This window comes from Cupriavidus sp. 05T41 (assembly GCF_056396525.1).
In genome coordinates this window covers 21,414-47,629 of record NZ_JBFTLQ010000062.1, presented here as the reverse complement: position 1 = coordinate 47,629, position 26,216 = coordinate 21,414, and the positions used below count along the sequence as shown (strand labels likewise).

Annotated in this window: 27 protein-coding genes and 1 pseudogene; 20 read left to right on the top strand and 8 right to left on the bottom strand. The window is 68.5% G+C overall.

The window, feature by feature from the left end; all coding sequences use genetic code 11:
- Positions 1 to 532: 532 nt before the first annotated feature.
- Complete coding sequence (locus tag AC1DKV_RS29080; protein WP_477138585.1) at positions 533 to 928, top strand: DUF488 domain-containing protein; 396 nt, start codon at positions 533 to 535, stop codon at positions 926 to 928.
- A gap of 19 nt (positions 929 to 947) precedes the next feature.
- On the opposite strand, the gene AC1DKV_RS29075 is transcribed toward AC1DKV_RS29080, so the two are convergent.
- Entirely contained in the window at positions 948 to 1,118 is a 171-nt protein-coding gene (locus AC1DKV_RS29075) for a hypothetical protein (protein ID WP_441613042.1), read from the bottom strand.
- A 216-nt stretch (positions 1,119 to 1,334) separates the two neighbouring features.
- Positions 1,335 to 2,117, bottom strand: coding sequence for a GntR family transcriptional regulator (locus AC1DKV_RS29070; RefSeq protein ID WP_441613041.1), 783 nt, complete (start codon positions 2,115 to 2,117; stop codon positions 1,335 to 1,337).
- 295 nt (positions 2,118 to 2,412) lie between these two features.
- Here AC1DKV_RS29070 and AC1DKV_RS29065 point away from each other — a divergent pair, with 295 nt between their 5' ends.
- From AC1DKV_RS29065 to AC1DKV_RS29055, 3 genes are all read left to right on the top strand, one after another.
- A complete protein-coding gene (locus AC1DKV_RS29065) occupies positions 2,413 to 3,660 on the top strand; it encodes a nucleoside recognition domain-containing protein (RefSeq protein WP_477138584.1) in 1,248 nt (415 codons plus the stop codon).
- Positions 3,661 to 4,155: 495 nt separating this feature from the next.
- Positions 4,156 to 6,291 carry an FUSC family protein gene (locus AC1DKV_RS29060; RefSeq protein ID WP_477138583.1) on the top strand — a complete coding sequence of 712 codons (2,136 nt, stop codon included), beginning with the start codon at positions 4,156 to 4,158 and terminating at the stop codon, positions 6,289 to 6,291.
- 90 nt (positions 6,292 to 6,381) lie between these two features.
- A complete protein-coding gene (locus tag AC1DKV_RS29055) occupies positions 6,382 to 6,660 on the top strand; it encodes a DUF1488 family protein (RefSeq protein ID WP_441613038.1) in 279 nt (92 codons plus the stop codon).
- Between the two features lie 61 nt (positions 6,661 to 6,721).
- Here AC1DKV_RS29055 and AC1DKV_RS29050 read toward each other — a convergent pair whose 3' ends face one another.
- Positions 6,722 to 7,567 (bottom strand): L,D-transpeptidase, encoded by an 846-nt coding sequence (locus AC1DKV_RS29050; protein WP_477138582.1) that lies wholly within the window; start codon positions 7,565 to 7,567, stop codon positions 6,722 to 6,724.
- A 193-nt stretch (positions 7,568 to 7,760) separates the two neighbouring features.
- Between AC1DKV_RS29050 and AC1DKV_RS29045 the strand changes: the two genes are divergently transcribed.
- The 8 genes from AC1DKV_RS29045 to AC1DKV_RS29010 all read left to right on the top strand — a co-directional run bounded on the left by AC1DKV_RS29045 (position 7,761) and on the right by AC1DKV_RS29010 (position 15,007).
- A complete protein-coding gene (locus AC1DKV_RS29045; RefSeq protein WP_477138581.1) occupies positions 7,761 to 9,329 on the top strand; it encodes a glycosyltransferase family 9 protein in 1,569 nt (522 codons plus the stop codon).
- 167 nt (positions 9,330 to 9,496) lie between these two features.
- The gene (gene paaA / locus AC1DKV_RS29040; RefSeq protein WP_477138580.1) at positions 9,497 to 10,516 is read left to right on the top strand and encodes a 1,2-phenylacetyl-CoA epoxidase subunit PaaA; all 1,020 of its coding nucleotides are present in this window, start codon (positions 9,497 to 9,499) and stop codon (positions 10,514 to 10,516) included.
- Positions 10,517 to 10,542: 26 nt separating this feature from the next.
- Positions 10,543 to 10,857 carry a 1,2-phenylacetyl-CoA epoxidase subunit PaaB gene (paaB, locus tag AC1DKV_RS29035; RefSeq protein ID WP_441613034.1) on the top strand — a complete coding sequence of 105 codons (315 nt, stop codon included), beginning with the start codon at positions 10,543 to 10,545 and terminating at the stop codon, positions 10,855 to 10,857.
- A 12-nt stretch (positions 10,858 to 10,869) separates the two neighbouring features.
- Complete coding sequence (gene paaC / locus AC1DKV_RS29030) at positions 10,870 to 11,724, top strand: 1,2-phenylacetyl-CoA epoxidase subunit PaaC (protein ID WP_477138579.1); 855 nt, start codon at positions 10,870 to 10,872, stop codon at positions 11,722 to 11,724.
- Positions 11,725 to 11,729: 5 nt separating this feature from the next.
- The gene (gene paaD / locus AC1DKV_RS29025) at positions 11,730 to 12,290 is read left to right on the top strand and encodes a 1,2-phenylacetyl-CoA epoxidase subunit PaaD (protein ID WP_441613032.1); all 561 of its coding nucleotides are present in this window, start codon (positions 11,730 to 11,732) and stop codon (positions 12,288 to 12,290) included.
- 28 nt (positions 12,291 to 12,318) lie between these two features.
- Entirely contained in the window at positions 12,319 to 13,410 is a 1,092-nt protein-coding gene (gene paaE, locus AC1DKV_RS29020; RefSeq protein ID WP_477138578.1) for a 1,2-phenylacetyl-CoA epoxidase subunit PaaE, read from the top strand.
- Positions 13,411 to 13,503: 93 nt separating this feature from the next.
- Positions 13,504 to 14,298: a DUF1835 domain-containing protein gene (locus AC1DKV_RS29015; RefSeq protein ID WP_441613030.1), complete on the top strand. Its 795-nt coding sequence runs from the start codon at positions 13,504 to 13,506 to the stop codon at positions 14,296 to 14,298.
- A 70-nt stretch (positions 14,299 to 14,368) separates the two neighbouring features.
- The gene (locus AC1DKV_RS29010) at positions 14,369 to 15,007 is read left to right on the top strand and encodes a TetR/AcrR family transcriptional regulator (protein WP_477138577.1); all 639 of its coding nucleotides are present in this window, start codon (positions 14,369 to 14,371) and stop codon (positions 15,005 to 15,007) included.
- A 22-nt stretch (positions 15,008 to 15,029) separates the two neighbouring features.
- Here AC1DKV_RS29010 and kefC read toward each other — a convergent pair whose 3' ends face one another.
- Together kefC and kefF are read right to left on the bottom strand one after the other, a co-directional pair.
- Entirely contained in the window at positions 15,030 to 16,853 is a 1,824-nt protein-coding gene (gene kefC, locus AC1DKV_RS29005) for a glutathione-regulated potassium-efflux system protein KefC (RefSeq protein ID WP_477138576.1), read from the bottom strand.
- A gap of 10 nt (positions 16,854 to 16,863) precedes the next feature.
- On the bottom strand, positions 16,864 to 17,421 hold the full coding sequence (gene kefF, locus AC1DKV_RS29000; protein WP_477138575.1) for a glutathione-regulated potassium-efflux system oxidoreductase KefF: 558 nt from the start codon (positions 17,419 to 17,421) through the stop codon (positions 16,864 to 16,866).
- Positions 17,422 to 17,858: 437 nt separating this feature from the next.
- Between kefF and AC1DKV_RS28995 the strand changes: the two genes are divergently transcribed.
- Positions 17,859 to 18,557, top strand: coding sequence for a GNAT family N-acetyltransferase (locus AC1DKV_RS28995; protein ID WP_477138574.1), 699 nt, complete (start codon positions 17,859 to 17,861; stop codon positions 18,555 to 18,557).
- Between the two features lie 78 nt (positions 18,558 to 18,635).
- Here AC1DKV_RS28995 and AC1DKV_RS28990 read toward each other — a convergent pair whose 3' ends face one another.
- Positions 18,636 to 19,127 (bottom strand): Lrp/AsnC family transcriptional regulator, encoded by a 492-nt coding sequence (locus AC1DKV_RS28990; RefSeq protein ID WP_441613025.1) that lies wholly within the window; start codon positions 19,125 to 19,127, stop codon positions 18,636 to 18,638.
- Positions 19,128 to 19,278: 151 nt separating this feature from the next.
- Here AC1DKV_RS28990 and AC1DKV_RS28985 point away from each other — a divergent pair.
- A pseudogene (locus tag AC1DKV_RS28985) lies at positions 19,279 to 19,545 on the top strand (VOC family protein); the annotation flags it as partial.
- An 81-nt stretch (positions 19,546 to 19,626) separates the two neighbouring features.
- On the opposite strand, the gene AC1DKV_RS28980 reads toward AC1DKV_RS28985, so the two are convergent.
- Positions 19,627 to 20,208 carry an EF-hand domain-containing protein gene (locus AC1DKV_RS28980; protein ID WP_441613024.1) on the bottom strand — a complete coding sequence of 194 codons (582 nt, stop codon included), beginning with the start codon at positions 20,206 to 20,208 and terminating at the stop codon, positions 19,627 to 19,629.
- A gap of 198 nt (positions 20,209 to 20,406) precedes the next feature.
- A complete protein-coding gene (locus tag AC1DKV_RS28975; protein ID WP_441613023.1) occupies positions 20,407 to 21,006 on the bottom strand; it encodes a hypothetical protein in 600 nt (199 codons plus the stop codon).
- A gap of 286 nt (positions 21,007 to 21,292) precedes the next feature.
- Between AC1DKV_RS28975 and gspG the strand changes: the two genes are divergently transcribed.
- The 6 genes from gspG to gspL all read left to right on the top strand — a co-directional run bounded on the left by gspG (position 21,293) and on the right by gspL (position 26,197).
- Complete coding sequence (gene gspG, locus AC1DKV_RS28970) at positions 21,293 to 21,772, top strand: type II secretion system major pseudopilin GspG (RefSeq protein WP_441613059.1); 480 nt, start codon at positions 21,293 to 21,295, stop codon at positions 21,770 to 21,772.
- A 36-nt stretch (positions 21,773 to 21,808) separates the two neighbouring features.
- Positions 21,809 to 22,300, top strand: coding sequence for a GspH/FimT family pseudopilin (locus AC1DKV_RS28965; protein WP_477138573.1), 492 nt, complete (start codon positions 21,809 to 21,811; stop codon positions 22,298 to 22,300).
- Positions 22,297 to 22,710 carry a type II secretion system minor pseudopilin GspI gene (gene gspI / locus AC1DKV_RS28960; protein ID WP_477138572.1) on the top strand — a complete coding sequence of 138 codons (414 nt, stop codon included), beginning with the start codon at positions 22,297 to 22,299 and terminating at the stop codon, positions 22,708 to 22,710. Before AC1DKV_RS28965 ends, gspI begins: the two co-directional genes overlap by 4 nt.
- Positions 22,688 to 23,416, top strand: a complete 729-nt coding sequence (locus tag AC1DKV_RS28955; protein ID WP_441613020.1) for a PulJ/GspJ family protein — start codon at positions 22,688 to 22,690, stop codon at positions 23,414 to 23,416. Before gspI ends, AC1DKV_RS28955 begins: the two co-directional genes overlap by 23 nt.
- Complete coding sequence (gspK, locus tag AC1DKV_RS28950) at positions 23,413 to 24,453, top strand: type II secretion system minor pseudopilin GspK (RefSeq protein ID WP_477138571.1); 1,041 nt, start codon at positions 23,413 to 23,415, stop codon at positions 24,451 to 24,453. Before AC1DKV_RS28955 ends, gspK begins: the two co-directional genes overlap by 4 nt.
- Before the next feature lie 346 nt (positions 24,454 to 24,799).
- Positions 24,800 to 26,197 carry a type II secretion system protein GspL gene (gene gspL / locus AC1DKV_RS28945; RefSeq protein WP_477138570.1) on the top strand — a complete coding sequence of 466 codons (1,398 nt, stop codon included), beginning with the start codon at positions 24,800 to 24,802 and terminating at the stop codon, positions 26,195 to 26,197.
- Positions 26,198 to 26,216: the final 19 nt, after the last annotated feature.

The following is a 26,216-nucleotide window of genomic DNA, read 5'->3' as shown; positions in this document are numbered from 1 at the left end:
AAAACTGACTCGATCCTCCCGAAGAAGAACCGAACATGTTTTACTGTGCGAGCACTTTATAACTTGTAAGCTCCRRTGCTTGCGCACCGGGCATCCGCTATCAAGCGCCCACACTTATCGGTTGTTTGTTTGTTAAAGAACTTGCCGCGGYTCGCTTTGCTTACCGCGYCGCTGCTTTGTTGTCAGCAGCAGAGAAACGAGATTATGAAGAACTTTCTACGTTTCGTCAACAKGTTTCGCAATCTTTTTTTGCTCCGGTTCGCCGCGCTRTYCGCACCGCCAACCTCACCCGTTCACCCCGCAACCCTTGTCCCGTCTGCTTTGCAGCCGCGCTTCGTGTTGCGAGGGAGCGAATATTAAGGCCCGCCCACGGTCCTGGCAAGCCTTTTCTGAAATCATTTTCTTGCGGCGCAAAAAGTATTTCTCAAGGCACACGGCGGCCCTGCACCGAGTCAGAATCGTGCTGTCGGGGCACCCCCAGGGATGCCGCAACTCACGTTCGCAGTGCTTCTATATATAAGGAGATGCAGCAATGACGATCCGTATCGTGAAACTGGGCTCGCMACGCGCGCCTGACGAAGGACTTCGGATTGGCACCGTGCGCCGGCCACCCCGAGGCGTACCCAAGGCGGAGTTCGCATCGCGCGACTACTACGATGTCTGGTACCCGGAGCTTTCGCCGTCGGCGGACCTCGTTGCCCAGGCGCTAGCCATCCAGGCAGACGGCGACGACAAGGCCTGGCGCGCGTTCGAAAAGCACTTTCGCGCGGAAATGGCCCGCCCCGAGGCTAGCCGGACGCTGGACCTGCTGGCCGCGCTGTCACGGCAGACAAATTTTTCGCTTGGATGCTACTGCKAGCAAGAAAGCCGCTGCCACCGCTCGATATTGCGGTCGCTGCTGGAAAAGAGAGGGGCGGCCATGGCGTAGCCGCCAAGCGCGGGACGAGTCAGATCGTCTTGTGGCTGCCGGCGCACTGCCGGCGGAACAGCGTGCGCAGCGCGCTCCACTGAATGGGGAGCAGCGGCGTGCAATGGCGCACGGCGTCGCGCCTGGCATAGTGGGCCAGCAACTGCTCTCCGACCGACTGCCGGAAATAGGAGGGCGTCGGGTAGCTCATGGTCAATCCCTATTGTGGTTCATCAGGATTGACAGTATACCAAATTTGGTGCGCTGCGTCATGACGGGGCAGGCAACGGCTCCGTTCTGGTGCATCCCGGCAGCCAATAGCACAATGAAATCAAGGGCTGGACCACTCTTCGCGCCCGGCCGCCTGCTCGTGCCGCATCCGGCATATCGTATACCGGAAGCGCCGAGATCCTCCACCAAGCCGGGACTAGCTGGCGCTCGCTACGCGACCGCTGCGCTTCGCCGGGCTGGTGGCGGTGCGCTCCCCGGCCACGTCAGGTGCGCCGCTCTCCGCCTGCGCCAGCTCTTCCGCGGCCTTCGCCGCGCTATAGACATGCCGGGTCGCCAGCAGGGCCGCAAGATCGGCATCCCCGGCAATGACGGCCTGAAGGATCTGCGCGTGTTCTTCCCAGTTCTGGCGGGCACGCGTCACATTGGCCGGCGCAAACAGCAAACCCGTACGCTCCCGCAGCGTCCGCACCATGTCCTGGAGCACGCTGTTGGCGGCGATATTGCCAAGCACCTCGTGAAAGTGGGAGTTCAGTTCGACAAAGCGCTCGGACCGGCCGCTGGCAGCCGCTTCGGTCCCCTGGCGCAGGACCTCGTTGAGCTCCGCGAGCAGGCCGGGATCGCGCCGCTGGGCGGCCAGCTTGGCATTGAGCCCTTCCAGAGTGGCCCGGACCTCGACCATTTCCTTGGCGATATTCGGCGACAGTGTTGCCACCGAAGCCCCGCGCCGCGGCTCGATGCGGACCAGGCCTTCCGCGGCCAGGGCGCGCAGCGCTTCCCGCACGGGGATACGCGACACGCCGAGTTCGGTCGAAAGCTTGTTTTCGACCAGCCGGTCACCCTGGTTGTACTCGCCGGCCAGGATGCGCTGCCGCAAGGTATCGGTGACGAGGGCGAACAGGGGCGAATGCTGGGCGCCAAGGCTGGTGCCGGCGGAATCCGAAGCGGCGTGAGCGTGTTCGGTACCAGGGGCGTCGGACATAGATTCTGGCTTTGCTCGGCAGGACACCGTCGCCAGGCTGGCCGCGCATGCGAGCCGTCGCGGACGGGTCAAAGGGATCAAGGACCGCGGCGCGCCCTGTAAAGGATGCCGCAGCGGCGATATTGTCCGCATTGTATACCGGCGCAACGCCGTTTTTGCGCGCCGCGGCGCACCCGGTCCTTGCCCGTGATCAATTGCGACACCCTGCAGCACCCGGTGGCCGGGATGGCTCGCCCGGCACGCTATGATGCGTGGGCCCGAACTTTCCACAAACCCGCCCTCCTCCGATGCGCAGATGGCACTGAATATCGTCTGGCTGTCCTTCTTCCTGCTTGCCTTCATCGTCGCCTGCATCCGCCTGGCCATGGGAGACACCAGCGTCTTCCCCGCCATGCTGACGAGCCTGTTCGACAGCGCGCGCACCGCATTCGAGATCTCCCTGGGGCTGGCTGGCGTCATGAGCCTCTGGCTCGGCATCATGCGGATCGGAGAACGTGCCGGCGTKGTCGATGTCTTCGCGCGCGCGGTCAACCCGCTGCTGCGCCACTTCTTCCCGGGCGTCCCGCAGGGCCATCCGGCCCAGGGCGCCATGATGATGAACGTCTCGGCCAATATGCTGGGCCTGGACAACGCAGCGACGCCGCTCGGCCTGAACGCCATGCGGGAGCTGCAATCGTTGAATCCGCGCCCGGATACGGCCAGCAATGCGCAGATCATGTTCATCGTCCTGAACACGGCCGGGCTGACCCTGATCCCGACCTCGGTGATCGCGATGCGGCAAGCGATCGCCGTCAAGCAGGGCCTGACCGGCTTCAACGCAGCCGACATTTTCCTGCCCACCCTCCTCGCCACCTGTGTTTCCTGCGTGGCCGGCCTGCTCGCGGTGGCCTGGGCGCAGCGGCTCAACCTGCTCAAGCCAGCGGTGCTGGGCGCCMTGGGCTTGCTGGCGGCCGCGGTCGGCGGTCTGTTCCTGTGGCTGCGTCATGCCCCGCCGGAGCAGGTCAGCACCGGCACGGCGCTGGCCGGTAGCGGCTTTATCATCACATTGATCATCGTCTTCCTGGTCTGCGGCGCCGTACGCGGCATCAACGTCTACGACGCCTTCGTCGACGGCGCCAGGGAAGGCTTCGGCGTGGCCGTGCAGATCATTCCCTACCTGGTGGCAATCCTGGTGGCGATCGGCCTGTTCCGCGTGACCGGATGCATGGATGTGCTGATGCGGGGACTTACCGCGGCCTTTGCCTGGCTGGGCCTGGACACGGCGTTCGTGCCGGCCCTGCCGGTCGGCCTGATGAAGATCCTCTCCGGCGCCGGCGCGCGCGGCCTGATGATCGATGTGATGAGCACCTATGGCGTCGCCTCGTTCCAGGGCAAGCTGGCCGCGATCATCCAGGGCTCGACCGAAACTACCTTCTACGTGCTTGCCGTTTATTTCGGCAGCGTCAACATTCGCGATACGCGGCACGCGCTCGCCTGCGCCCTGTTCGCCGACCTTGCCGGGCTATGCGCCGCGGTAGGCATTGCATACCTGTTCTTCCGCTAGGGGCATTCCCCCATCGGCCACTACGCCGCGAACACATCGGCAAATTGCCGACGGAATCAGGGCGTGAAATCAGGAAAAAGTGGAGGCGGATGTTGTAAACGGCTACTTTGTTGTGCACAAACAACATGTTTGTGAAGCMAGACACGCACAGCCAATATGACGCTTGGTGCGTCGCAACAAATCGTATATAGTGGAGTCTGTCTCCTCCACCACCTCGGTGGATTCCAGCCCGCGCACGAAACTGCGCGGGTTTTTTTTGCCCGATTTTCGGCGCGCACCTGCGTTTCCCCCTGAAACGCCAATGCATTACCGGCCGGGAACCAACCCGTCCCCACCGTCGTGCCAGGTTGGCGATTGCGCGCACCGGGACGATGCGGCGGCGCACCTCCCCAGTGCAAATCGCCCGAGATGACACGATATGTTGCAACGCACCATACGGTGATCTAGAGTCAAGCCATCGCTTGCATCCGCCGGCGTCCTTACTTAGTTGTCGACATGTTTTCCGTGCCGTACCTGCCCCGTCCCGACGCCTCGATGCTGCAAAGAGGCCTGGTCTACGCTTTCTCGTTCCTGGCCCTGGCCGGAGCGGGATGGCTCACGGATCAGCCGGGCTACTTGTGGGCAGCCACCGCCTCGCTCTGGACCTGCCTCGCCGACCGCGGCGGCACCGCAGGCGAGCGGCTCAGGGCGCTGGGTTCGGTCGGCATGGGCKGCACGGTGGCGTGCGCGGTGGGTGTGGCCGTCGCCGGGTCTGCGTGGGCGGCGCTCGCCGCGGTCGGGATTGCCGGGCTCGCKGCTGGCCTGGCAGAGACCCGTGGGCCCGGCGCGGCCCTGCCCGCCAAGCTGCTCTACGTCATCCTGATCGCCGCATGCCTCCAGCCGGCCGGCGATGCCGCGCTGGCCGTACACGTGTTCGAGCGTAGCCAGGAATTCCTGCTCGGCGGCGTGTTTGCCTGCCTGGTGAGCCTGGCGCTGATTCCGTCCGCGCGCGACCAGCGCCCGMGCGCGGAAGTCATGGCGGTGTTCGGCGCCTTGTCGCGTCTTGCCGGGGCGCTGGCCGGCACTGAAGCGGTCGGCGATGCGGCTGCCAGCAAGCGCGACATCCGCGAGCGGATCGAGGCCGCGCATCTGGCCGTGCGCGCGCGCCGCAGCCTGCGCGATCCGCTGGGGCGGATGCGCTATGCCTATATCGTCAGCCTGGCCGATGCCATTTTTGCCCTGCTGATCGTCGCCGCCGAGTTGCGCAGCCGCGCAGACAGCGCGCCGGCAGGCGACCCGGGCGAGGGCAACGTCAGCCCGCTGCCGCTCCAGTACCTGCAGCGCTGCGTGGCCGAGATGCGTTTGCAGGTGGACGAGGCCCTCGCCCGGCCCGCGCCTGACCTGCCTTCGCTGTGCGCCGCACTGGTCCGCGAGTTGCGGCGCCTGCATGCGCCCCTGGCCAATGCCGACGCGCCGGCCGTGTACCAGTCCGCGGTGGGCGCCCTGGCCCGCTACCCGGCCTTCGCCACCTGGCATGGCGCGCACCGCCGGCCGCGTCACACGTTCCGGCAAAGGTGGCAGCGCTGGCGTGCCGCCCTGGCCGAACACACTGCCCGCGACGCCCGCGTGGCGCGCCATGCGGTGCGGCTTGCGCTGGCCGGCAGCCTGAGCCTGCTGCCAGCACAACTGTGGCGGGTGGATCATGGCTACTGGGTAGCGGTCACCGTCATCATGGTGCTCAGTCCGCAACTGCAGACCACACGCAGGATCTCCTTCCTGCGCTTTGCCGGTTCGCTGGCGGGAGCGCTGCTGGCCTGCGCCATCGGCCTCGCCCACCCGCCGGCGCCGCTGGCGCTGGTGATCAGCGCAGCGTGTCTCGCGGCAGCCTATGTCTTGCGGCTCGCCGGAAGCCCGGGGCTGTTCGCCCTTTGCCTCACGCCGGCTGTCATCCTGTTCTCATGGGTGGGCGCCCCGGCGGCGGACAGCAGCCACTTCGCCGCGCTGCGCGGCATCGATACCGCGCTTGGCTGCCTGATCGCGCTGGCCAGTTACTACGTGCTGGCACCGCGCGCCGAGCTCTCGCGGGTGCATCGCCACGGCGTCGACGCACTCGCCGCGAATGCCGCGTACCTGCGCGCGGCATTCGCGGGCGCCGGCGCGTTCACGACTTCGCCCACGCGCTCGCCCGCGCCGACCGCGGCCCGCCTGGAAACACTGCGCATCGGCGCGGGCCGCGCGTCCGCCCGGGCCGAGCTGACGCTGCAGCAGGCGGAGGCGGAACTGATGCCGGAACTGGCTGCGGCCTACGCCGGGCTTCACCTCACCTCACGCCGCATGGCCGCGCTGGCCGGCGTGGTGCGCGCCGGGCTGGCTGCCGGGAGCGGCGCCGGTGCACCACTACCAGCCACGCTGGCGACGCTGCAGGCCCTGGCGGGGCGGCTTTCGTCACTGGCGGCGCGGCCCGGGGAAAGCGCAGGCCCCCTAGCCAGTCCCGCGGACCACGGAACCGCCGCACCGCTGGACCGCTTCCTGCTCGAGCAGGCCGCGTTCGCCGCGGCGCAATCTGAGGCCGCGCACGAGGCGCTMGCCAGCGTGCGCCAGTTGACGGCCGGGCTTGCCGTTGCCGGCCAGCACTTGCCCCATCCCGGTTGATGGCGGTCAAGGCGACGCGCCGCACGGCGTCGCTCGGCMGCGCGATCTCCTAGAATGGTGTCATCCTCAGCGACCGGTGTGAGGCACGCCATGCCCGAGATCTCGTTTCCCCGCAGCGTTCCCACCTACTGTGCGGCCAGTCTTACGCTTTCCTGCCCCGCCACCGTGAACGGCAAGCCCACGCTGTATTCCATTACCGCCGAGGCGCTCGAGACGCACTTTGGCGCCCGTTCTCCGCGCGAGGAAGACCTGGTGCGTGCGTTCACCAGCCATCGGCAACGCATCGAACATATTGCCGAAGACTTGTTCGAACTGACCCAGGCCAGGGAGATCGTGCTGCGCAGCGGGCACATCCGCTTCGCAGGATAGGCGCGCCTGCGCGCTGCCGCCTTGCGCTTGCGCCGGCGCCAGTACGCCGCCGCCGGCGATATCACTCGCCTCGTACTGCACTTGCCGGGACGGACGGATCCCGCGCGCCCGAGTCGACGATCACCAGATAGCGCCMCGGCCGCGACACCGGTGTGCGATCCGGCGCGAGAACCCAGAGCGCATCGCCCCGCTCCACGGCGTCGAGGTAGTCGGCGTCGATCAGGCCAAAGCGGTCGATCAGCCGGTTGAGGGCGGCAGGAATGCGCACGCAACCCTTCGAAGCCGGATGCCCGAGGCGCGCTTCGAGATGTTCGGGATCGGTCGCGTGCATCTGCAGGCGCATCTGGCTTTCGCCGCCCTTGCCCCAGCCGCGCTCTGCATCGACCCAGCCGAAGTCATAGACGCGCATGCCGCGCGCGCCATAGCCGCGGATGCCATTCTCGTTGACGGTGCCCTCGGCGCGGAAATCCATGTTCTCCAGGCTGTGGTCGAACACGCCGAGCGGCGTGATGAAATGATCGAAGGTGCCCGGCTTGCCGGTCGAGGTGGGTGCCGAACCCACCCACCGCCAGGGCGCATCGCCATCGGACCGGGCGAACAGCATGGCAGCCTGTACGCGCGGGTTGCGGTCGACCAGCACCACCCAGTCGCCGGCGTCGGCGTCGTGCCCCACAGCCTGCAGCGCCGAGGACAGCAGGCCGGCATACCGTTGCGCCTGCGCGGCCGGCAGCTCGAGGCGGTGCGGCACCTGCCGGGCAAACGCCTGCCGCACGGTACCGAACTCGTTGTTGGCGCTGGCGGCCTGGGGCAGGAGCGACAGCGCGGCCAGCAATATCCACAATGCCAGCCAGCCGAATCGGTGGCGCAGGCACGGGCCGAAAAGCCCGTCATGGGGACTGCATTGCATAATTGCCTCCTTGCACAAGATCTTGCACCGGCCGCTGCGATCATCATTCGCCCGTGCCCGACTTCGCGCACTGCCCTGCGTCAAGGCACATGCGCGAAGCCGGCGTGGCGAAGCCAGTAGCGAAGCGGCCTCCATATTTAGACTGCCGGCGCGGCCATGATTTCCCGACGCCGCACGGCCACAGCGTTTGTCAATGGATCAGACTCAAGTCATCAACCAAGCCCGCCAGCGTCTCGCCGCGGGTGATTTCGCCGGCGCCCGCGCGGCGCTCGAAGCCCTGCTTGCGCAGGAACCCGGGCACGGCGGCGCCCTGGAACTGCTGGGGCTGGCCGCAGGCAACCAGGGAGATTTCCGGGCCGCGGCGGCGCATCTCGACAGCGCCGCGCAGGCGGGTGCGGGCTCGCCGGAGCTCTACTACAACCTGGCGGTGGCGCGCCAGAAACTGGGCGAACACGAGGCGGCGATCGCTGCCTTCTCGCAAGCAGTGGCATTGCGCAGCTATTTTTTCGAAGCCCACCACGATCTCGGCCTGTCGCTCGCGGCATCCGGCAACGCATCTGCGGCCATCGCCGCGTTCGACGCCGCGCTGAAGCTGCGCCCGGGAAGCTTCGAAGCGCTCTACAACAAGGGCAAGGCGCTGAGCGAGCTCGACCGCTTCGCCGACGAGATCGACTGCTACCAGCGCGCCAWCCAGCTGCGGCCCAACTTCGCCGGCGGGTACGTCAACCTGGGCGTGGCGCTGCGCGACCTGCATCGTTTCGACGAAGCCATGCGCCACTTCAAGAAGGCCGTCACGCTGGACGCAAACGACGCGCTGGCGCGTTGCAACCGCGCCCAGACCAATCTGCTGATGGGGGTCTTCGATCACGGCTGGCGCGAATACGAATGGCGCTGGCTGGACGGCACGCCCGCGCACCGCCTGCCGGGCAAGCCCTGGCTGGGCGAAGGCAGCCTGGCCGGCAAGACCATCGTGCTGCATAACGAACAGGGATTCGGCGACACCATCCAGTTCGCCCGCTACGTGCCGGCCGTCGCGGCCATKGGCGCGCGCGTCATCCTGCAGGTGCAGCCCGCGCTGGTGCCGCTGCTGCAGGGCCTGCCCGGCGTCGCGGAGCTGATCGCCGAAGGCGACCAGCTGCCTGCCTTCGACTGCCATTGCCCCTTGATGAGCCTGCCGCTGGCCTTCCGCACCAGCCTGGCGACCATTCCGCCCGCGCCTTACCTCAACGCCGACCCCGCGCTCAGCGCAGCCTGGCGCGCCCGGCTGGAGGCGGACTCCGCCGCCGGCCGCCGGCCACGCATCGGCCTGGTCTGGTCCGGCAGCACCTGGCACCGCAACGACCGCAACCGCTCGCTGGCGCTGGACCAGCTGCGCCCCCTGCTCGCGGCCGATGCGAGCTTCGTCTCGCTGCAAAAGGACGTGCGCGCCGCCGACAGCGCCACGCTTGAAAGCCTGCCGCAGCTCATGGACGTATCCGGCGAGATCGCCAGCTTCGCCGACACCGCCGCCCTGATCGACAACCTCGATCTGGTCATCAGCGTGGACACCGCCGTCGCCCACCTGGCCGGCGCGCTCGGCAAGCCGGTCTGGCTGCTGCTGCCGTTCTCGCCCGACTGGCGCTGGCTGCTCGAGCGCAAGGACTCGCCTTGGTACCCAGGCATGCGCCTGTTCCGGCAGGCCGCGATGCGCGACTGGAACGGCCCGCTCGACGAACTTGGCGCTGCGCTTGCCGCCCTGCCAGAAGCTCACCCGCGCGGCTAGATATGCGTGCTTGCGGCCGGTGCTTCACGTGAAACGCCGGCCGCGCTGGGCCTCGGGAAAACACCATTCCCAGATAAAGTGACCGACCAGTCGGTTTATATATAATGCTCCTACCCGCTGCCAATCCATGAAAGCAACAAACGCGCGGCCCCGTCAAAGGAGGCGTTATGTACACCCAGAGTCTGGATCTTCCCGGCGGCGTAAACGCACAGGCCACGCCTGACGGACTGCGCGCCGCCCCGGACGCGGCCAGGCAGGAAGCCTTCKACACCCGCATCGCGGCCGATGCCAAGATCGAGCCGCAGGACTGGATGCCCGAGGCCTACCGCAAGACCCTGGTGCGGCAGATCTCCCAGCACGCGCATTCCGAGATCATCGGCATGCAGCCCGAAGGCAACTGGATCAGCCGGGCTCCGTCGCTCAAGCGCAAGGCCATCCTGCTGGCGAAAGTGCAGGACGAAGGCGGCCACGGCCTCTATCTCTATTCGGCGGCGGAAACGCTGGACGCTTCGCGCGACGACCTGGTCGACGCGCTGCACGCGGGCCGTGCCAAGTATTCCTCGATCTTCAACTACCCCACCCTGACCTGGGCCGACGTCGGCGTGATCGGCTGGCTGGTCGATGGCGCGGCGATCATGAACCAGATCCCGCTTTGCCGCTGCTCCTATGGCCCCTACGCGCGCGCCATGATCCGCATCTGCAAGGAAGAATCCTTCCACCAGCGCCAGGGTTTCGACGCGCTGCTGGCGATGATGGGCGGCACCGACGCCCAGCGCGAGATGGTGCAGGACGCGGTGGACCGCTGGTGGCTCCCGGTGCTGATGATGTTCGGGCCGCCCGATGCGGCATCCACCAACAGCGCCCAGACCATGGCCTGGGGCATCAAGCGCATCTCCAATGACGACCTGCGCCAGAAATTCGTCGACGCCGCCGTCGCGCAGGCCAAGGTGCTGGGCGTGACGCTGCCCGACCCGGGCCTGCGATGGAACGCCGAGCGCGGCCGCCACGACTACAGCCCGCTGGACTGGGACGAATTCTGGCGCGTCATCAACGGTGACGGCCCCTGCAACAAGGAGCGCCTCGCCACCCGCGTGAAGGCGCACGACGAAGGCGCCTGGGTGCGCGAGGCCGCGCTGGCCTATGCCGCGAAACAGAATGCAGGACAGGCCGCCCTGCGCGCGGCCTGAACCGCAGGCCAGAGGAGACAAGCAACATKACCCAAGACACTTCGACCCAGGACCGGGCGCGGAAAGATTGGCCGCTGTGGGAAGTCTTCGTGCGCAGCAAGCAGGGACTCGAGCACAAGCACTGCGGCAGCCTGCACGCCGCCGATGCACAGCAGGCGCTGCACATGGCGCGCGACGTGTACACGCGGCGCCAGGAGGGCGTGTCGATCTGGGTGGTCCCGTCGGTGGCCATCACCGCGAGCGCGCCGGACGAAAAGCCCGAGCTGTTCGACCCGATGGCCGACAAGATCTACCGGCACCCGACGTTCTACCAGCTGCCCGATGAAGTCAACCATATGTAAGGGCCCGGCACCATGACCAGCATGCCGACACTTGCGCCGCCCGCCGCGCCGGCCACCGCCGCCCTGCCCGCCACGCTCCAGTACATCCTGCGCCTGGCCGACAATGCCCTGATCCTCGGCCAGCGCAACGCCGAGTGGTGCGGCCACGGTCCCGCGCTGGAAGAAGACATCGCGCTCGCCAATATCAGCCTGGACCTGATCGGCCAGGCGCGCCTGCTCTACGCGCACGCCGGCGTGCTCGAGGGCCGGCTGGCCGGGCAGGCCGGCCCGGCGCGCCTGGAAGACGACTACGCCTACTGGCGCCCCGAGCGCGATTTCCGCAACTGKACGCTGACGGAGCTGCCGCACACCGGCCCGCTGGCCGGCACTGCCGCGGCAGAKCGCGACTACGCGGTCACCATCGTGCGCAACTTCCTCTACAGCGCGCTGATGGTGGAGCTGTGGACGCGCCTGCAGGCAAGCAGTGATGCCGAGCTCGCGGCCATCGCGGCCAAGTCGGTCAAGGAGGCACGCTACCACCTGCACCATGCCGCCGGCTGGGTCGTGCGCCTGGGCGACGGTACCGGCTTTTCCCATGCGCGCGCGCAGCAGGCGCTGGATCACCTGCTGCCCTATATGAACGAGTGCTTCGCCACCGATGCGGTGGAGCATGAAGCCGCGGCTGCGGGCGTGGGCGTGCCGGCGGCGGATTGCCGCGCCGCCTGGCAGGCCACGGTGGACGAGACCGTGGCGGCGGCGACGCTCGCCCTGCCTGCTGCCGGCGGCTTCGTCCCGACCGGCAAGCAAGGCGTGCACTCGGAACACATGAGCCGCCTGCTGAGCGAACTGCAAAGCCTGGCACGCGCCCACCCTGGCGCGCAGTGGTGAGCACCATGGCCACCGGCACCGGCACCGCCGCGCAAGCGCGCGCCACGCTCGCATGGAATGCGCTGGAAGGCGTGCCCGATCCGGAAATMCCGGTGGTCTCGATCCGCGACCTCGGCATCCTGCGCGATGTGGTGGTCGCCGGCGACGGCAGTATMGAAGTGGTCATCACGCCGACCTACTCCGGCTGCCCCGCCATGTCGCAGATCGCCGAGGATATCGGCCACGCCCTCGATGCCGCGGGCCTGGGCCCCTGGCGCATCCGCACGGTGCTGTCGCCGGCCTGGACCACCGACTGGATCAGCGCCGGGGGCCGCGACAAGCTGCGCGCCTACGGCATCGCGCCGCCGACGCGCTGCCACGATGCGCAGGGCACGCACGCCACGCCGCAGCCGCTGCGCTTCGTGCCGCGCGCGGCGGCGCCGGCCGCCTGGCAGGACCGGGTACCCTGCCCGCGTTGCGGCAGCCTGCATACCGAGCAGCTGGCGCGCTTCGCCTCGACCGCCTGCAAGGCGCTGCACCGCTGCCTGGACTGCCGCGAACCCTTCGACTATTTCAAACCCTATTGATGCGCTGGCGTCGCCGGCCCACGCTGCCATGACCCCTCAGTTCCACCCGCTGCGCGTGGCGCAGGTCCGCACCGAAACCGCCGACACCATCTCCATCGCCTTCGACGTGCCCGCGGCGCTGCGCGACGCCTACCGCTTCACGCAGGGCCAGTTCCTCACGCTGCGCGCGCCGGTGGACGGCAATGACCTGCGCCGCTCGTACTCGATCTGCTGCGGCGTGCAGGACTACGCCGAGCGCGGCGAATTGCGCGTGGCGGTMAAGCGCGTGGAGCATGGCGTGTTCTCGCAGCATCTGCACGACGGCCTCGCACCCGGCCACGTGCTMGACGTGATGACGCCCGACGGCCGCTTCCATGTGCCGCTGGAAAGCGATGCTAGCCGCCACTACGTCGCCTTTGCCGCCGGYAGCGGCATCACGCCGGTGCTGTCGCTGATCCGCACCACGCTGGCCACCGAGGCGAACAGCCGGTTCACGCTGGTGTACGGCAACCGCAGCGTCGACAGCATCATCTTTTCCGAAGCGCTCGAGGACCTGAAGAACCAGTACCTGGCGCGCTTCACGCTCCATCACGTGCTGTCGCGCCAGCCGCAGGAAGTGGACCTGCTGCACGGGCGCCTGGACCGCGCCCGCGTGGGCGCATTCCTCGAATCCCTGCTGCCTGTCGGCGACATCGACGCCGCCTTCGTGTGCGGGCCGGCCTCGATGATCGACGAGGTCGAGGCCGCGCTCAAGGCGGCCGGCCTCGACCCCCACCGCATCCATGCCGAGCGTTTCGGCGTGCCAGTGGCGCAGGCGCCGCGCCCGGCTGCGCGCGCGGACCAAGCCAGCCATGCCGGCACGGCGGAACTGGTGGTGGTGCTCGACGGCAAGCAGCACGCCATGCGCCTGCCGATGGCCAATGCCAATGTGCTTGACACCGCGCTGGCGGCCGKGCTGGACCTGCCCTACGCGTGCAAGGGCGGCGTCTGCTGTACCTGCCGCGCCAAAGTGCTCGAGGGGCAGGTCGAGATGGCGAAAAACTACACGCTCGAACCGTGGGAGATGGAAAAGGGCTTCGTGCTGACCTGCCAGGCCCGCGCCGTCACCGGGCGCGTGGTGGTGAGCTACGACKAACGCTGAGCAGCGCCGGGCTCCGGCGGCGCGCCGCAAGCGGCGCAACCGCGTGATTAAAATGGAAGCAGCCGCGCCACGCATCCATATACAATCACGCCCATGCAATACATCCATGTCGTCAACGGTGACGTAGCGGGCAACACGCTACGGCAAGCCCTCGCCCAGGCCGCCCGGCCCGACCCGGTCGTCGTGCTGCGCGACGACCTTGCCGTCGGCCCGATCGCCGACGTCGACAGCAGCGGCCTCGTCCGCTCCGGCTTCTGGCAGCGCGTGGCGCCGCGCAGCGACATCGACTTCGCCGCCGAGATGCAGCACGCGCTCACCCAGCTGCACGGCCTGCGCAAGGAAGAACTGGAGATCGCGCTCTGGCATGGCCAGAGCGCGTCCGACCAGCTGATGCTGCGCCGGGTGGTGTTCCATCTCTACCAGTCCCCCCAGCGCATCAACGAAGTCGCGATGGACCTGCGCGAACTGGAAATCCCCGCGCGCGGCAACCTGGCCGCCATCGGCATGTATCCCGCGGCGCGCCTTGCGCGGCGCTTTTCCACGATCGCCCCGGTTTCGGTGCTGCGCCTCGGCCGGCTTGGCTACGAGTGGCAGCAGAACGTCAAGGAGAACGCCGACGTGCGCCTGTGGAAGGGCAACACGCTGGTGCCCGCCGCGTACCACACGGTGGATGAGGTGATCCTGGAGCGCGCGCCGCTGGAATGGGCGCCGGCCGCGCAAGTGGTGGGCGCCGTGATGGGGGCCATCGAAGGGCTGCTGGCCAGCGACTGGTTCGTGTTCTGGCGCTGCCGGGAGCTGATCGGCGCCGGCCAGCTGGTGCTGCGCGGCAATGCCGAATCACTGCAGACCTGCGAGCTGCGCCGCAACCTGTCCGCCAGCGGCGAATAGGCCGGCAAGCCGGGAACAGCAGAATCAAGCTGAAACAAGCGGAAATAATCGGAAATAAGCGGACGTTTACATGGCCCGTACCAAGGCACCCGATTTCGAGGCGCAGCGCGAGCAGATCCTGGACCTGGCTGCCGCCGCTTTTGCCGCCAGCAGCTATCCCAGCACCTCAATGGCCGACCTGGCCGCCGCCTGCGGCACCTCCAAGGCGCGCCTCTATCACTACTACGAGAGCAAGGAAGCGATCCTGTTCGACCTGCTCGACCGCTACACGCGCCGGCTGATGCTGATCGTGACCGAGGTCGAGGCGGAGGCCGGACGCCGGGGACGCAGCGAGCAGGAGACCTTCGCCAACCTGATCCGCGCCTTCCTGGCCGAGTACGAAACCTCGCAAACCCGCCATGTCGCCCTGATCAACGACGTCAAGTTCCTGGCCGACGAGCAGCGCGACCAGATCCTCCGGCGCGAGCGCGACGTGGTGGCCGCCTTCTCGCGCCAGCTGCGCCGCGCCTACCCGGAGCGCGTCACCCACGACAACCAGGCCGCCCTCACCATGACGGTGTTCGGCATGATCAACTGGACCTTCACGTGGCTCAAGCCGGGCGGCAAGCTGTCCTACGCGGAGTTCGCCGAGATKGTGATCGACCTGCTGGCTGGCGGCCTGCCGGGCGCGCCCGCGGCCGCCGCCCCTTCGGCGCGCGGCGTAGCGTAGCGTCCGGGCGGCCGCCGCCCCCTCAGGACCAGTCCTCTTCCTCCTTGCGGCGGCGCTGGTCGCGGTCCTGGCGGAACATCTCCTGCAGCTCGTCGCGCGCCTGGCGCGCCAGCGAAACCAGCTTCTTCTGGTCCGTGTAATGCGGGTAGAAGCGATCGATGGCCGCGATATTGTGGCGGCGAAAGCGCAACGCCACCGAGCGCGCCTGGACCGGGTCGTAGCCCAGCCCCTCGAGCACGTGCCGCCCCAGCCGCAGCGATCCCTCGAACAGCTCGCGCTCGAACAGCTCCACGCCGCGGTCCTTGAGCTGGTAGATATGCGATACGTGCCGCGCCCGCGCGTAGATGCGCAGATGCGGGAAGCGCTCGCGCACTTTGTCGATCAGGGCCAGGCTCTCTTCCATGCCGTCGATGGCCACCACCAGGATGCGCGCGCGCTCGGCACCGGCCGACTCGAGCAGGTCCATGCGCGTGGCGTCGCCATAGAACACCTTGAAATCGTACTGCCGCAAGAATTCGATCTGGTCGGGATCGTGGTCCAGCACGGTGACGCCGATGCCTTGCGCATAGAGCAGGCGGCCGATGATCTGGCCGAAGCGGCCGAAGCCGGCAATCAGCACCGGGTTGTCCTGCGGCGCGATCACATCGTCAGGGCGCCGCGCCAGGCGCGCCAGCCGCGGTGCCACCAGGCGGTCGTAAGCCAGCAGCAACAGCGGCGTGACCACCATCGACAGCGCCACCACCAGCACCAGCAGGGCCTCGGTGCGCGCCGGCAGCAAGCCGGCGCCGCCGGCCACGCCGAACACCACGAAGGCGAACTCGCCGCCCTGCGAGATCAGCAAGGCGAACAACAGGCGCTGGCCGTGCGCGATGCCGAAGCGCGGCGCCAGCACGGCCAGCACCACGGTCTTCAACAGCACGAGGCCGGCCACCAGCGCCACCACCGTGCCCGGCGCCTGCATCAGCACGCCGAAGTCGATCGACATGCCCACCGCCATGAAGAACATCCCCAGCAGCAGGCCCTTGAACGGCTCCAGGTCGGCCTCGAGCGCATGCCGGTACTCGGAGTCCGCCAGCAGCACGCCGGCCAGGAAGGTACCCAGCGCCATCGACAGGCCCACGGCGTCCATCATCAGCGCAATGCCCACCACCAGCAGCAGCGCGAAGGCGGTGAACATCTCGCGCATGTCGGTGCGCGCGATGAAACGCAGCGCCGGGCGCACCAGGTAGCGCCCGCCCACGATCACGGCACCGATCACGCCCACCGCCTTGGCGGCGCCCAGCCAGCCCGCCGTGCCGGACGCGCCGGCTGCCCCGRCCTCGRCACCGCCGGCGGCAAGCAGCGGCAGCAGCGCGATCATCGGAATCGCGGCGATGTCCTGGAACAGCAGGATGCCGAAGCTGGCGGCGCCCGCCGGCGTGCCGAACAGGTTGCGCTCGGTCAGCGTGGCCAGCGCGATGGCGGTGGACGACAGCGCCAGCCCGAGCCCGGCCACCAGCGCCACCTGCCACGGCGCCCCCACCAGCGAGGCGACGCCGCCGATMAGCACCGCGCAGGCCGCCATCTGGCCGCCGCCATAGCCGAAGATCACGCGGCGCAGCTCCCACAGCTTCTTTGGCTCCAGCTCCAGCCCGATCACGAACATCATCAGCACCACGCCGAACTCGGAGAAATGCAGGATGGATTCGACATTGGTGACCAGGCGCAACGCCCACGGGCCGATCGCCACGCCGGCCAGCAGGTAGCCCAGCACCGCGCCCAGACCGAAGCGGCGGGCCACCGGCACAGCCACCACCGCGGCGACCAGGAAGACCACCAGCGCCACCAGGAAATCGTGTTGATCCATGGCGCGCTCCTCAGCCGGCCGCGACGCCGGCGGCGCCGCCGAGCACCATCGATACCCGGCCGATATGCTCGGCCAGCACGTCCTCGTCCACCTGGTTGGCGTCATGCAGGACCAGCGGCGTCAGCMAGTTCATGCCGCACAGCACGGCTGTCTGCGCCAGCGGCAGCATGTATTCGCCGATGCTGTGGCCGTGCGTGCCGTCGGGACCGTAGGAATCGGCATGTCCGCCGGTGCTGGCCACCACCAGCAGGGACTTGCCGCGCAGCGCCRTGCCGCCGGGGCCAAAGGCCCAGCCGCTTTCCAGCACATCGTCCATCCACAGCTTGAGCAGCGCCGGCATGCTGTACCACTGCACGGGGAACTGCAGCACCACCGTGCCCGCGCGCGCCAGCGCGCGCTGCTCCTCCACCACGTCGATGTCGTAGTCGGTATAGCGGGTGTAGAGATCGTGCACGGTGACAGCCGGCAACTTTTCCAGGGCCGAGGCCAGCGAGCGGTTGACGCGTGACTGATGCGGCCTGGGGTGGGCGTAGATGACGAGAATCGGTGGCTCGGCCTTGGGGTCCACAAAGAATCCTGAAAAACGTAAGGTGCGCCGCGCGAAACGACGGTCTTGCGATAAAAAAGAGGCCCAAGGCGCACCAGAATGGCACCCCGGGCCTGGCGCCSCGATGTTAAATCAGGGCAGGCCGGCTGGCGGCACTGGCGATGCCTCGATATGCGGCGTTGCAACAAACCCACATTCCAGGGGCTCGCCGGCTTCATGAAGCACAATTCAAGCTATTGATTTTATTGAATAAATCCCGATATTACAAAATGTAGCCAGCTTGGCCGTCCCGCTACCTTACGCGAGACTGACAATTCCACTACAATACTTTTTGCGTTGCAGCAAGATAGTGTTTGCCCTTGGCCAAGGCTTCCAAAGCCAGGCCGCACTCGAAAGTGCATGGACAAACACCTGCTGACTGCTATTTTTATACCTGATTACGTCGCGAGGAAAACAAAGTGAATCCGCTCGAACTGAGCAAGGCCGTCGGGGCCGTATCCGACGAAGATCTCCGCCGCGCAACCGCAGCCGCGCAGGCCTCGCATCGCCCCACCACCCTGGTGCGCGAGCTGGCCGCGCATCACCGCTCGCGTCTGCTCAAGCATTTCCTCGCCCTGGGCGAGGAGGATCGCCTGCTCCGTTTTGGCCAGTCGGTCGGCGACCATGTGATCGAGGCCTATGTCGACAGCATCGACTTCGACMACGACACCGTGTTCGGCGTCTACGACGAGCACCTTGAACTGATCGGCGTGGGCCACTTCGCCAACCTGCGCGACAACACCCAGGGCCGCGTTGCCGAATTCGGCGTGTCCGTGTCGCAGAGCGCGCGCGGCCGCGGCATCGGCAGCTCGCTGTTCGAGCGCGCCGCCATGCATGGCCGCAACAGCAATGTGCGCACGCTGTACATGCACTGCCTGTCGCGCAACGCCGCCATGATGCACATCGCCAAGAAAGCCGGCATGAAGGTGCAGTACGCTTATGGCGAGGCCGACGCCTACCTGGAACTGCCGCCCGCCGACACCGTCAGCCGCCTGACCGAGGCGCTCGACGAGCAGGTGGCCGACCTCGACTACATGGTCCGCCGCAACCTGCGCGATGCGCGCCGCTTCGGCCTGCGCTTCTGGCGCTCGATGCTGCCGCAAAAGCGCACGGCCTGACGGCATTGCGGCCTTGCCAGGATGGCGCGCCCGGCGGCGCGCCATTTTCATTGCCGCCCCGGCCGTCGCCTGCGCCCTTCAGCCCCCCGCCACCGGCAGCGCCGTCGTGTCCTTGATGCACTCCAGCGCGAAGCTCGAGCGCACGTCGATCACCGCCGGGTGGGCCAGCAGGTGGTCCTTCATGAAGCGCGCGAAGTGCTCCATGTCCTCGACGTAGACCTTCAGCAGCAGATCCATTTCCCCGGTCATGGCATGGCAGGCGGCCACCTCCGGCCAGATCGCGATGGCGGCGCGGAACAGGTCCAGCGGCGCCTTGCCCTTGGGCGCGCCACCATGCTTCTCCAGCCGCACGTTGATATAGGCCAGCAGCCCGAGCCCGATCCTGCCCGGCTCCAGCAGCGCCGCGTACTGGCGGATCACGCCAATCTCCTCCAGCCGCCGGATGCGCCGCAGGCAGGGGCTGGGCGACAGGTTCACGCGCTCGGCCACTTCCAGATTGGTMAGTCTCCCGTTGGCCTGCAGCACCTCCAGGATCTTCCTGTCGATCTTGTCCAGCTCCACCTTGCTCACGATATTGTTGCTCCGCAATATGTTTGACGGCAATTTTTTTGCGCAAATTTAGCAAGCTGTGCACAACTACGCAATTTTTTGTGTAGTCCGGACTATAGACGCAGCTTATCAGCCCCCCTCCCTGCCCCGGCCGCCGCCCCCCTGCACGGCCCCGTCGATCTGCGCGATCGCCTTCCGGGTGCACGATGCCGCCCCCGCCCATGGCCGTGCACTGGAACCGGGCGCCTGGGGCTTCGACAACAAGCGCGGCCCGATGGAACTGAACATCCCGGCCATCGAGGCCATCGAGGCCATCAAGGGTATCGGCGATTCGCTGATCTGCCTCGCCGACCGATGGGAAGGCAAGGATGGTGCCAAGGCTGGCGAGGCGGGCAATATCAGCATCTACGACGTGGACTTCGCACCGATCGCCCGCGCCAAAGAAAAAGCGCGACCACGGATGGTCGCGCTTTTTCTTGCCCGCGGCGCTGGTCTGCCGCGGGATCCTGCCAGGCATCGATCAGCCGCCGCGGCCCGAAGGCGCCGCCGGATTGGACGGGTTGCCGCGCTGGCCCCACTGGTCGTGCATCTTCTGCATGCCGGCGCGGATCTCGTCCATGGTCAGCTTGCCGTCGTGGTTGGCGTCGAGCTGGTCGAAGCGCTTGGCCAGGCGGGGAAAGCCGGCCTGGACCTCGGCCTTGGTCAAGGCACCGTCGGCGTTCTTGTCGGCCGCCTTGAAGCGCGCCTCGAAGTCAGCCTGCATGGCTGCGCGGCGCTGCTCCATGCTGGTCTTGTGGAACGCCGCCAGCTCGCTCTTGTCGAGCTTGCCGTCGTGGTTGGTGTCGATCTTGTTGAACAGCGCGTCGGCTTCGGCCTTGGAGATGGTGCCGTCGCCGTCGGTGTCGATCGACTTCATCCACATGCCGTCGCCGTGCCCCATATGGTGATGCATGCCGCCCTGTTGCGCCTGTTGCGCGCCGGGGGCGGGAGCTGCCGGCGCGGGTGCCGCGGTCTGCGCGAAAGCCGTGCCGCCCATCGCCAGKATCACCGCCGAAGCGGCCATGAAATTCCGGATCGAACGCGTCTTGAGATTGCCTTGCATGTCTTTGCTCCTTTTTCGTCTCGGTGGACTGGTAAGGATTAGAACGCACGGCAGGCAGGAAAGTTGGTCTCTCTAATACGTTGTTACGCGGCTCACAGTTAGGGMGCTCCTGCGTAAACCGCTGAAAGTATTGGTAAATATCCGGCCGATGGCGGTTACAAAGAGTCACCGCGGCAAACCCTGCCCTCGGGGCGGCAATCAGTCCTTCGCGGAAATGGGTTCGCCCGGGGCCCCGGTGGGCTGCGCCGGCGCCGGTTGCATGACCGGCTGCGCCTGCGGCGGCACGGCCGCGGGCATTGGCGTCGACAGCGGTGCCGCGGCGCCGGCCGGCAGCGAYGGCTGGCCCGCCGCGGCCGGACCGCGCGTGACGATGGCCGGCACCGGCAGCGCGATTTCCTGGCGCACGCCGTTGCGCTCGATCACCACGCCGCGGTCGCGGATCTCCACCAGGCGCAACTGCGCAGACAGCGCCGTGCCCGCGCGCACCGCCTTGGGCGGGCCGCCGTCGAGCGAGAGAATGGCCGCGCCAGCGCCGCTGCCGAGATCGGCCACCACGCCGATCAGCTGCACGTCGCGCACGCCCGACTGCGCGGCGCCGCCGAACAGCGTGCCGGCGGCGCCGGTCTCGACCGCCTCGGTCTGCGCCACGCGGGCGGTGCGCGGCACCGGGATCGTCTTCATCGCGCTGAACGTCAGCGCCCAGCGCGTGGCCAGCGCACACAGCGCGACGAACAGGACGAGCCCCGCCAGGCGCGGCAGCCAGAGGCCGGCAGGGTCGAGGCGAAAGGCGGGCCGCATGGAGAGTTGCACGGKGATCAGGGCTGCAGCAGGCTGCAAGGCGTGGAAAACGCCAAGCCTACCAGAGCCGCATGACAACTGTCTTCCCCGCGCCKGGACCTGGCAGGCCGCGCGCGGCCGGGATGCAGCGAGATGCCGCTTGCCCGCACGACCGGCCGCGGGTGAACATGCGGGCGCACGTCCGCAAAGCCGTCATGAAGTGGCGGTTATACTGTCTGGCGAGCCGCAGCGCCGCCMGCGTTCGAGGTCCCTGCGCTGCACCAGATATTCCAAAAGGCTATCCATGATGCGTAGGTTCGCTGCCAGCTTCGCCGATTCTTCCCGCCGTCCCGCCCGTTGCCAGTCCCGCCGCCAGTCGCGCGGCTTCACCCTGATCGAGATCATGGTCGTGATCGTGATCCTCGGCGTGCTGGCCGCGCTGGTGGTGCCCAAGATCATGAGCCGCCCCGACGAAGCCCGCATCGTCGCCGCGCGCCAGGACATCTCCTCGATCATGCAGGCGCTCAAGCTGTACCGCCTCGAYAACAGCCGCTACCCCACCACCGAGCAAGGCCTGGCGGCGCTGGTGGTCAAGCCCGCCACCGAGCCCATCCCCAACAACTGGAAGGGCGGCGGCTACCTGGAAAAGCTGCCCAAGGACCCCTGGGGCCATCCCTACCAGTACCTGAACCCGGGCGTGCGCGGCGAGATCGACGTGTTCAGCTTCGGCGCCGACGGCCAGGCTGGCGGCAGCGGCAATGACGCCGATATCGGCAACTGGGAATAGGGATCCGTCGCCAATGACCGCGGCGGGCATGCAGCCATGAACCTCCGGCCGCACGGCCGCCGGCGCCAGCCCGGCAGCCACGGCTTTACCCTGCTGGAGCTGCTGGTCGTGATGGTGATCGCCGGCATCGTGATCTCGCTGGTGGCCGTCAATGCCACACCCAACGAGCGCGGGCGCGTGCTCGACGACGGACAGCGCATCGCGCGCCTGTTCGAGCTGGCTCAGGAAGAAGCCCAGCTGCGCGCCCGCCCGATCGCCTGGGAAGCCAGTACGTCCGGCTGGCGTTTCCTGCAGGCCACCCCGGCCGGCTGGAGCCCGCTYGCCAGCGACGTCTTMGCGCCCGCCAAATGGCGCCTCCAGCTCGACAATGTCGCCGTGACCGAAGGCGGGCGCGGCAACAACGGCACGCGCCTTGTGTTCGGGCGCGAGCTGATCGACGGCCCCCAGCACGTGGTGCTGGTGCGTGGCGACATCCGCGTGGACGTGGCCGGCGACKGCACCGGCCGCTATTTCGCCAGCACGCCATGACGCGCCGCGCCGACGCACGCCGCGCGGCCCCGCCCGGGCGCGGCTTCACCCTGATCGAAGTGCTGGTCGCGCTGACCATCCTGGCCGTGGCGCTGACCRCCGCCATGCGCGCGATGGGCTCGATGATCGAGGCCAGCGCCTCGCTGCAGACGCGCATGCTGGCCGAATGGAGCGCCGAGAACCACTTCGCCACGCTGCGCCTGTCCAAGACCTGGCCMGAGCCCGGCACGCGCGGCTACGCCTGCCCGCAGGGCGGCGTCGCGCTGTACTGCGAGGAAACCGTCTCGGCCACGCCCAACCCCTCGTTTCGCCGCGTCGAGATCGCGGTCTACCCGTCCGGCGCCGACAAATCCGTGCGCMTGGCCTGGCTCGTCACCATCATTCCCAATGAAACGCGCAACCTGCTCTAGGCGCCCCGTGCGCCCCGTGCGCCGCGCCGCCGGCGCGCGTGGCTTCACGCTGCTGGAGATGCTGGTGGCCATCACCCTGCTGGCGGTGATCGCGGTCATCGCCTGGCGCGGGCTGGACGCGATGACGCGCAGCCGCGAGCGCCTGACCGACCACGACGAGCGCCTCAATTCGCTCAAGCTGCTGTATGGACAGTTCCAGTCCGACTGCGAGCACCTCGCCAGCCCCGCGCTGCTGCAGCGCAGCCCCGTCGAACTGGGCAACGGCCAGCTGCTGATGGTGCGCGACCGCCGCGACGAAGGCCGTCCCACGCAGTGGCAGGTGGTTGCCTACCGCCTCGACGGCAATACCGTGGTGCGCTCGGCCAGCCCCCCGGCGGACAACCGCAACGCTGTACAGTCGGCGCTGCAGACGCAGCGCCAGGCGGGCGGCGGCGGCAACCTGGCGCGCGCGCTGGTGGGCGATGCCGCCGGCCTGTCCGCACGCGTGTGGACCGAGCCGGGTGGCTGGCAGTCCGAGAACGGCCGCATCGCGGCGGCCCTGCTCAGCGGCAACGCCAGCGCCAGCGCCGTGGCCGCATCGGGCGCGGGCGCGAGCCTYGGCGTGGCCACCACGGCGGTGCGCGCCATCGAGCTCAGCCTCACGGCGCGCATGGGCGACGGCGACGCGCCCCGGCAGTTCCAGAAGATCTGCATGACCGGGCTATGAGCAAGCGCACCGCATCCTTCGCCCGCGCCCCGGGCCTGCCCTCGCGCCGCCGCCAGCGCGGCGCCGCCGTGGTGACGGCGCTGCTGGTGGTGACGCTGGCGGTGGTGGTGGTGTCCGGCATGCTGTGGCGCCAGCAGGTGCAGATCCGCTCCATCGAGAACCAGCGCCTGCTGGCCCAGGCCACCTGGATCGAGCGCGCGGCGGTCGACTGGGCCCGCCTGATCCTGCGCGACGACCAGCGCCGCACCAATGTGGACCAGCTCGGCGAGCCCTGGGCCGTGCCCATCGCCGAGACCCGGCTGTCCGACTTCCTCGGCGCCGCGCTGCGCACCGACCAGGAAGGCGAGACCTCCTTCCTCTCGGGACGTATCCAGGATGCGCAGGCCCGCTTCAACCTCAGCAACCTGGTGCTGTGGAGCGCCAGCGAAGCGCAGGGCCGCGTTGCCAGCGTCGACCCGTCCAGCCTGGCGATCTACCGCCGCCTGCTGCAGACGCTGGGCCTGAACGCGGCGCTGGCCGAGCCCACGGCGCGCTACCTGGTCAACGCAGCCATGGGCKGCGATGGCAACGGCGGCCGGCAAGGCCTGCGCGCGCCCGACGGCGCCGACGACCTGCTCGCCATTCCCGGCTACACGCCCGACATCGTGGCGACGCTGGAKCCCTTCGTCGACCTGCTGCCCGAGCGCACGCTGGTCAACGCCAACACCGCCGAGGCCGAAGTGCTGGCCGCGGTCATCGACAAGCTGCCGCTGGATCGCGCKCGCGAGCTGGTACGCCAGCGCGACCGCGCCTACTTCAACAACGTGGCCGACGTGCAGTCCCAGCTGCGCACGCTGGCACCGCAGGCCGACCCCAACACCGCCACCAGCACGCTCGATGTGCGCACCCACTATTTCCTGGTCTACGGCCTGATCCGCCACGAGCGCGCCACCCGCATGCAGGTCTCGCTGGTCTATCGCGGCGAGGTGATGGGCAATGCCAACACCACCCGGGTGGTCTGGGTACGCGATCTGGAGCGCATGCCCGAGCCACGCTGAGGCCCCGGCGCGCCCTTTGTTTCCCCCCTTCCGGGTGGCGCCCCGGATACCTCCGGCGACCCCGCCGGCTGCCGCCAAAGGCGCTTGCCTGCAAGCCTTGCGGGCGCTCGAGGGCAGCTGTCACACAGATACGTATTGACGCCAATTCGTCACACAGGCAAGGTATGCTCCGGCCCGGCGCAAGCGTAGTCCGAGCGGTAGTCCAGCTCTTGCGCTTCCATCAGTGCAGTGCCGCCGGCGGCAACGCAGCCGGCGTCTTTCGCGTAGCGGAGCGGTCCGCCGCGCGGGCCGCCCGTCCCCCGCCATCGTTCATCGACGCCATTGCTGGCGCAGTAGCAAGGAAATCTTGAGCACCACCCTGTACGTCCGCCTGCCGCACAGGCCGCACGACCAGCCGCAACCCTGGCACTTCGGCGCCTTGCCGTTCGCGCTGGTGCGTGCGGCCGTGGCCGGACGCGGCCGTCGCCAGGGGCCCCAGGCGGCCCCGCAGCTGTTGCGCGAAGGCCACGCTCCCATTGCCGAACTGCCCGCGGCCGAACGGCTGGTCCTGATCCTGGCCGCCAGCGACGTACTGCTCACCCAGGCATCGGTGCCGCCGCTGGCGCCGGCGCGCCTCAAGCTGGCGCTGCCCAACCTGGTGGAAGATGTGCTCGCCACCGACGCCCAGCTCAGCCATATCGCCGTCGGCCCCGCGCTGGATGCGCCGGCCGGCAAGCCTGTGGCCGGCGCCCGCAAGCGCCTGCTGATGGTGACCGACCGCGCCTGGCTGCGCGCCGTGCTGGACGCTTTCGCCGAGCACCGCCATCGCCGCCGGCACGTGCTGCCGGCGCAGCTGTGCCTGCCCTTGCCGGCGCAGGGTGCCGCGCAGGCCCCGCAGGACGACGGCGCAGCCGCCGAAGACAGCACGCCGATGGCGGCCCTGGCGCTCGAGGCCGCCACGCTGACCAGCGCCTCGCCCCTGTTCGACACAGCGGGCGTGCCCGCGGCCGAGCAGCCCCCCCGCTTCTGGCAGCTGACCGTGCGCAGCGGCGAGTACGCCGKCTACGGCCTGCTGCTGGGCAACGACGCCCTCGGCGCCTGGCAAGGCCTGGCCCCGCCCGGCGACTGGTATGCCGCGCCGCAGGCGCTGGCGCAGGGCGCCCCGCAAGGCGCGCGCGCGCTCGGCTGGCGCGTGTGGATCGAGGGCGCGCGGGCCAGCCTGCTCGATCCCGCGCTCGACCTGGCCCAGTTCGAATTCGCCCAGGGCCGTGCCGACCGCTGGAACCTGAAGGCCTGGCGCCTGCCGCTGGCGCTGGCCGCTGGCCTGCTGCTGGTGCAGCTGATCGGCATGAATGTGCAGTGGCTGATGATGAGCCAGGAAGAAAAGCGCCTGCAGGCCGGCCAGGAGCAGGTCTTGCGCAGTGCCTTCCCGCAGATCCCGGTAGTGATCGACGCGCCGCTGCAGATGCGCCGCCAGGTCGACCAGTTGCGCCTGGCCTCCGGGCGCAGCACGCCCGACGATTTCCTGCCGCTGGCCGACCGCTTCGGCCAGGCCGCCCGCCAGCTCGCGCCCGACGCGCTGCTGGCGCTCGAGTACCGCGGGCACACGCTCTACGCCACGCTCAAGCCCGGCGCCAATGCCGAGGCCCTGCGCAGCGCGGCGCGCCAGTCCGGCCTGGCCATGGAGCCGGACAACAGCCCGCCGGACGCCACGCGCGGCAATACGCCGGCCGGCACGCGCTGGTCGATCAAGCCCAGCCTGTGAGCGCGGAGCGCCAAGTGAA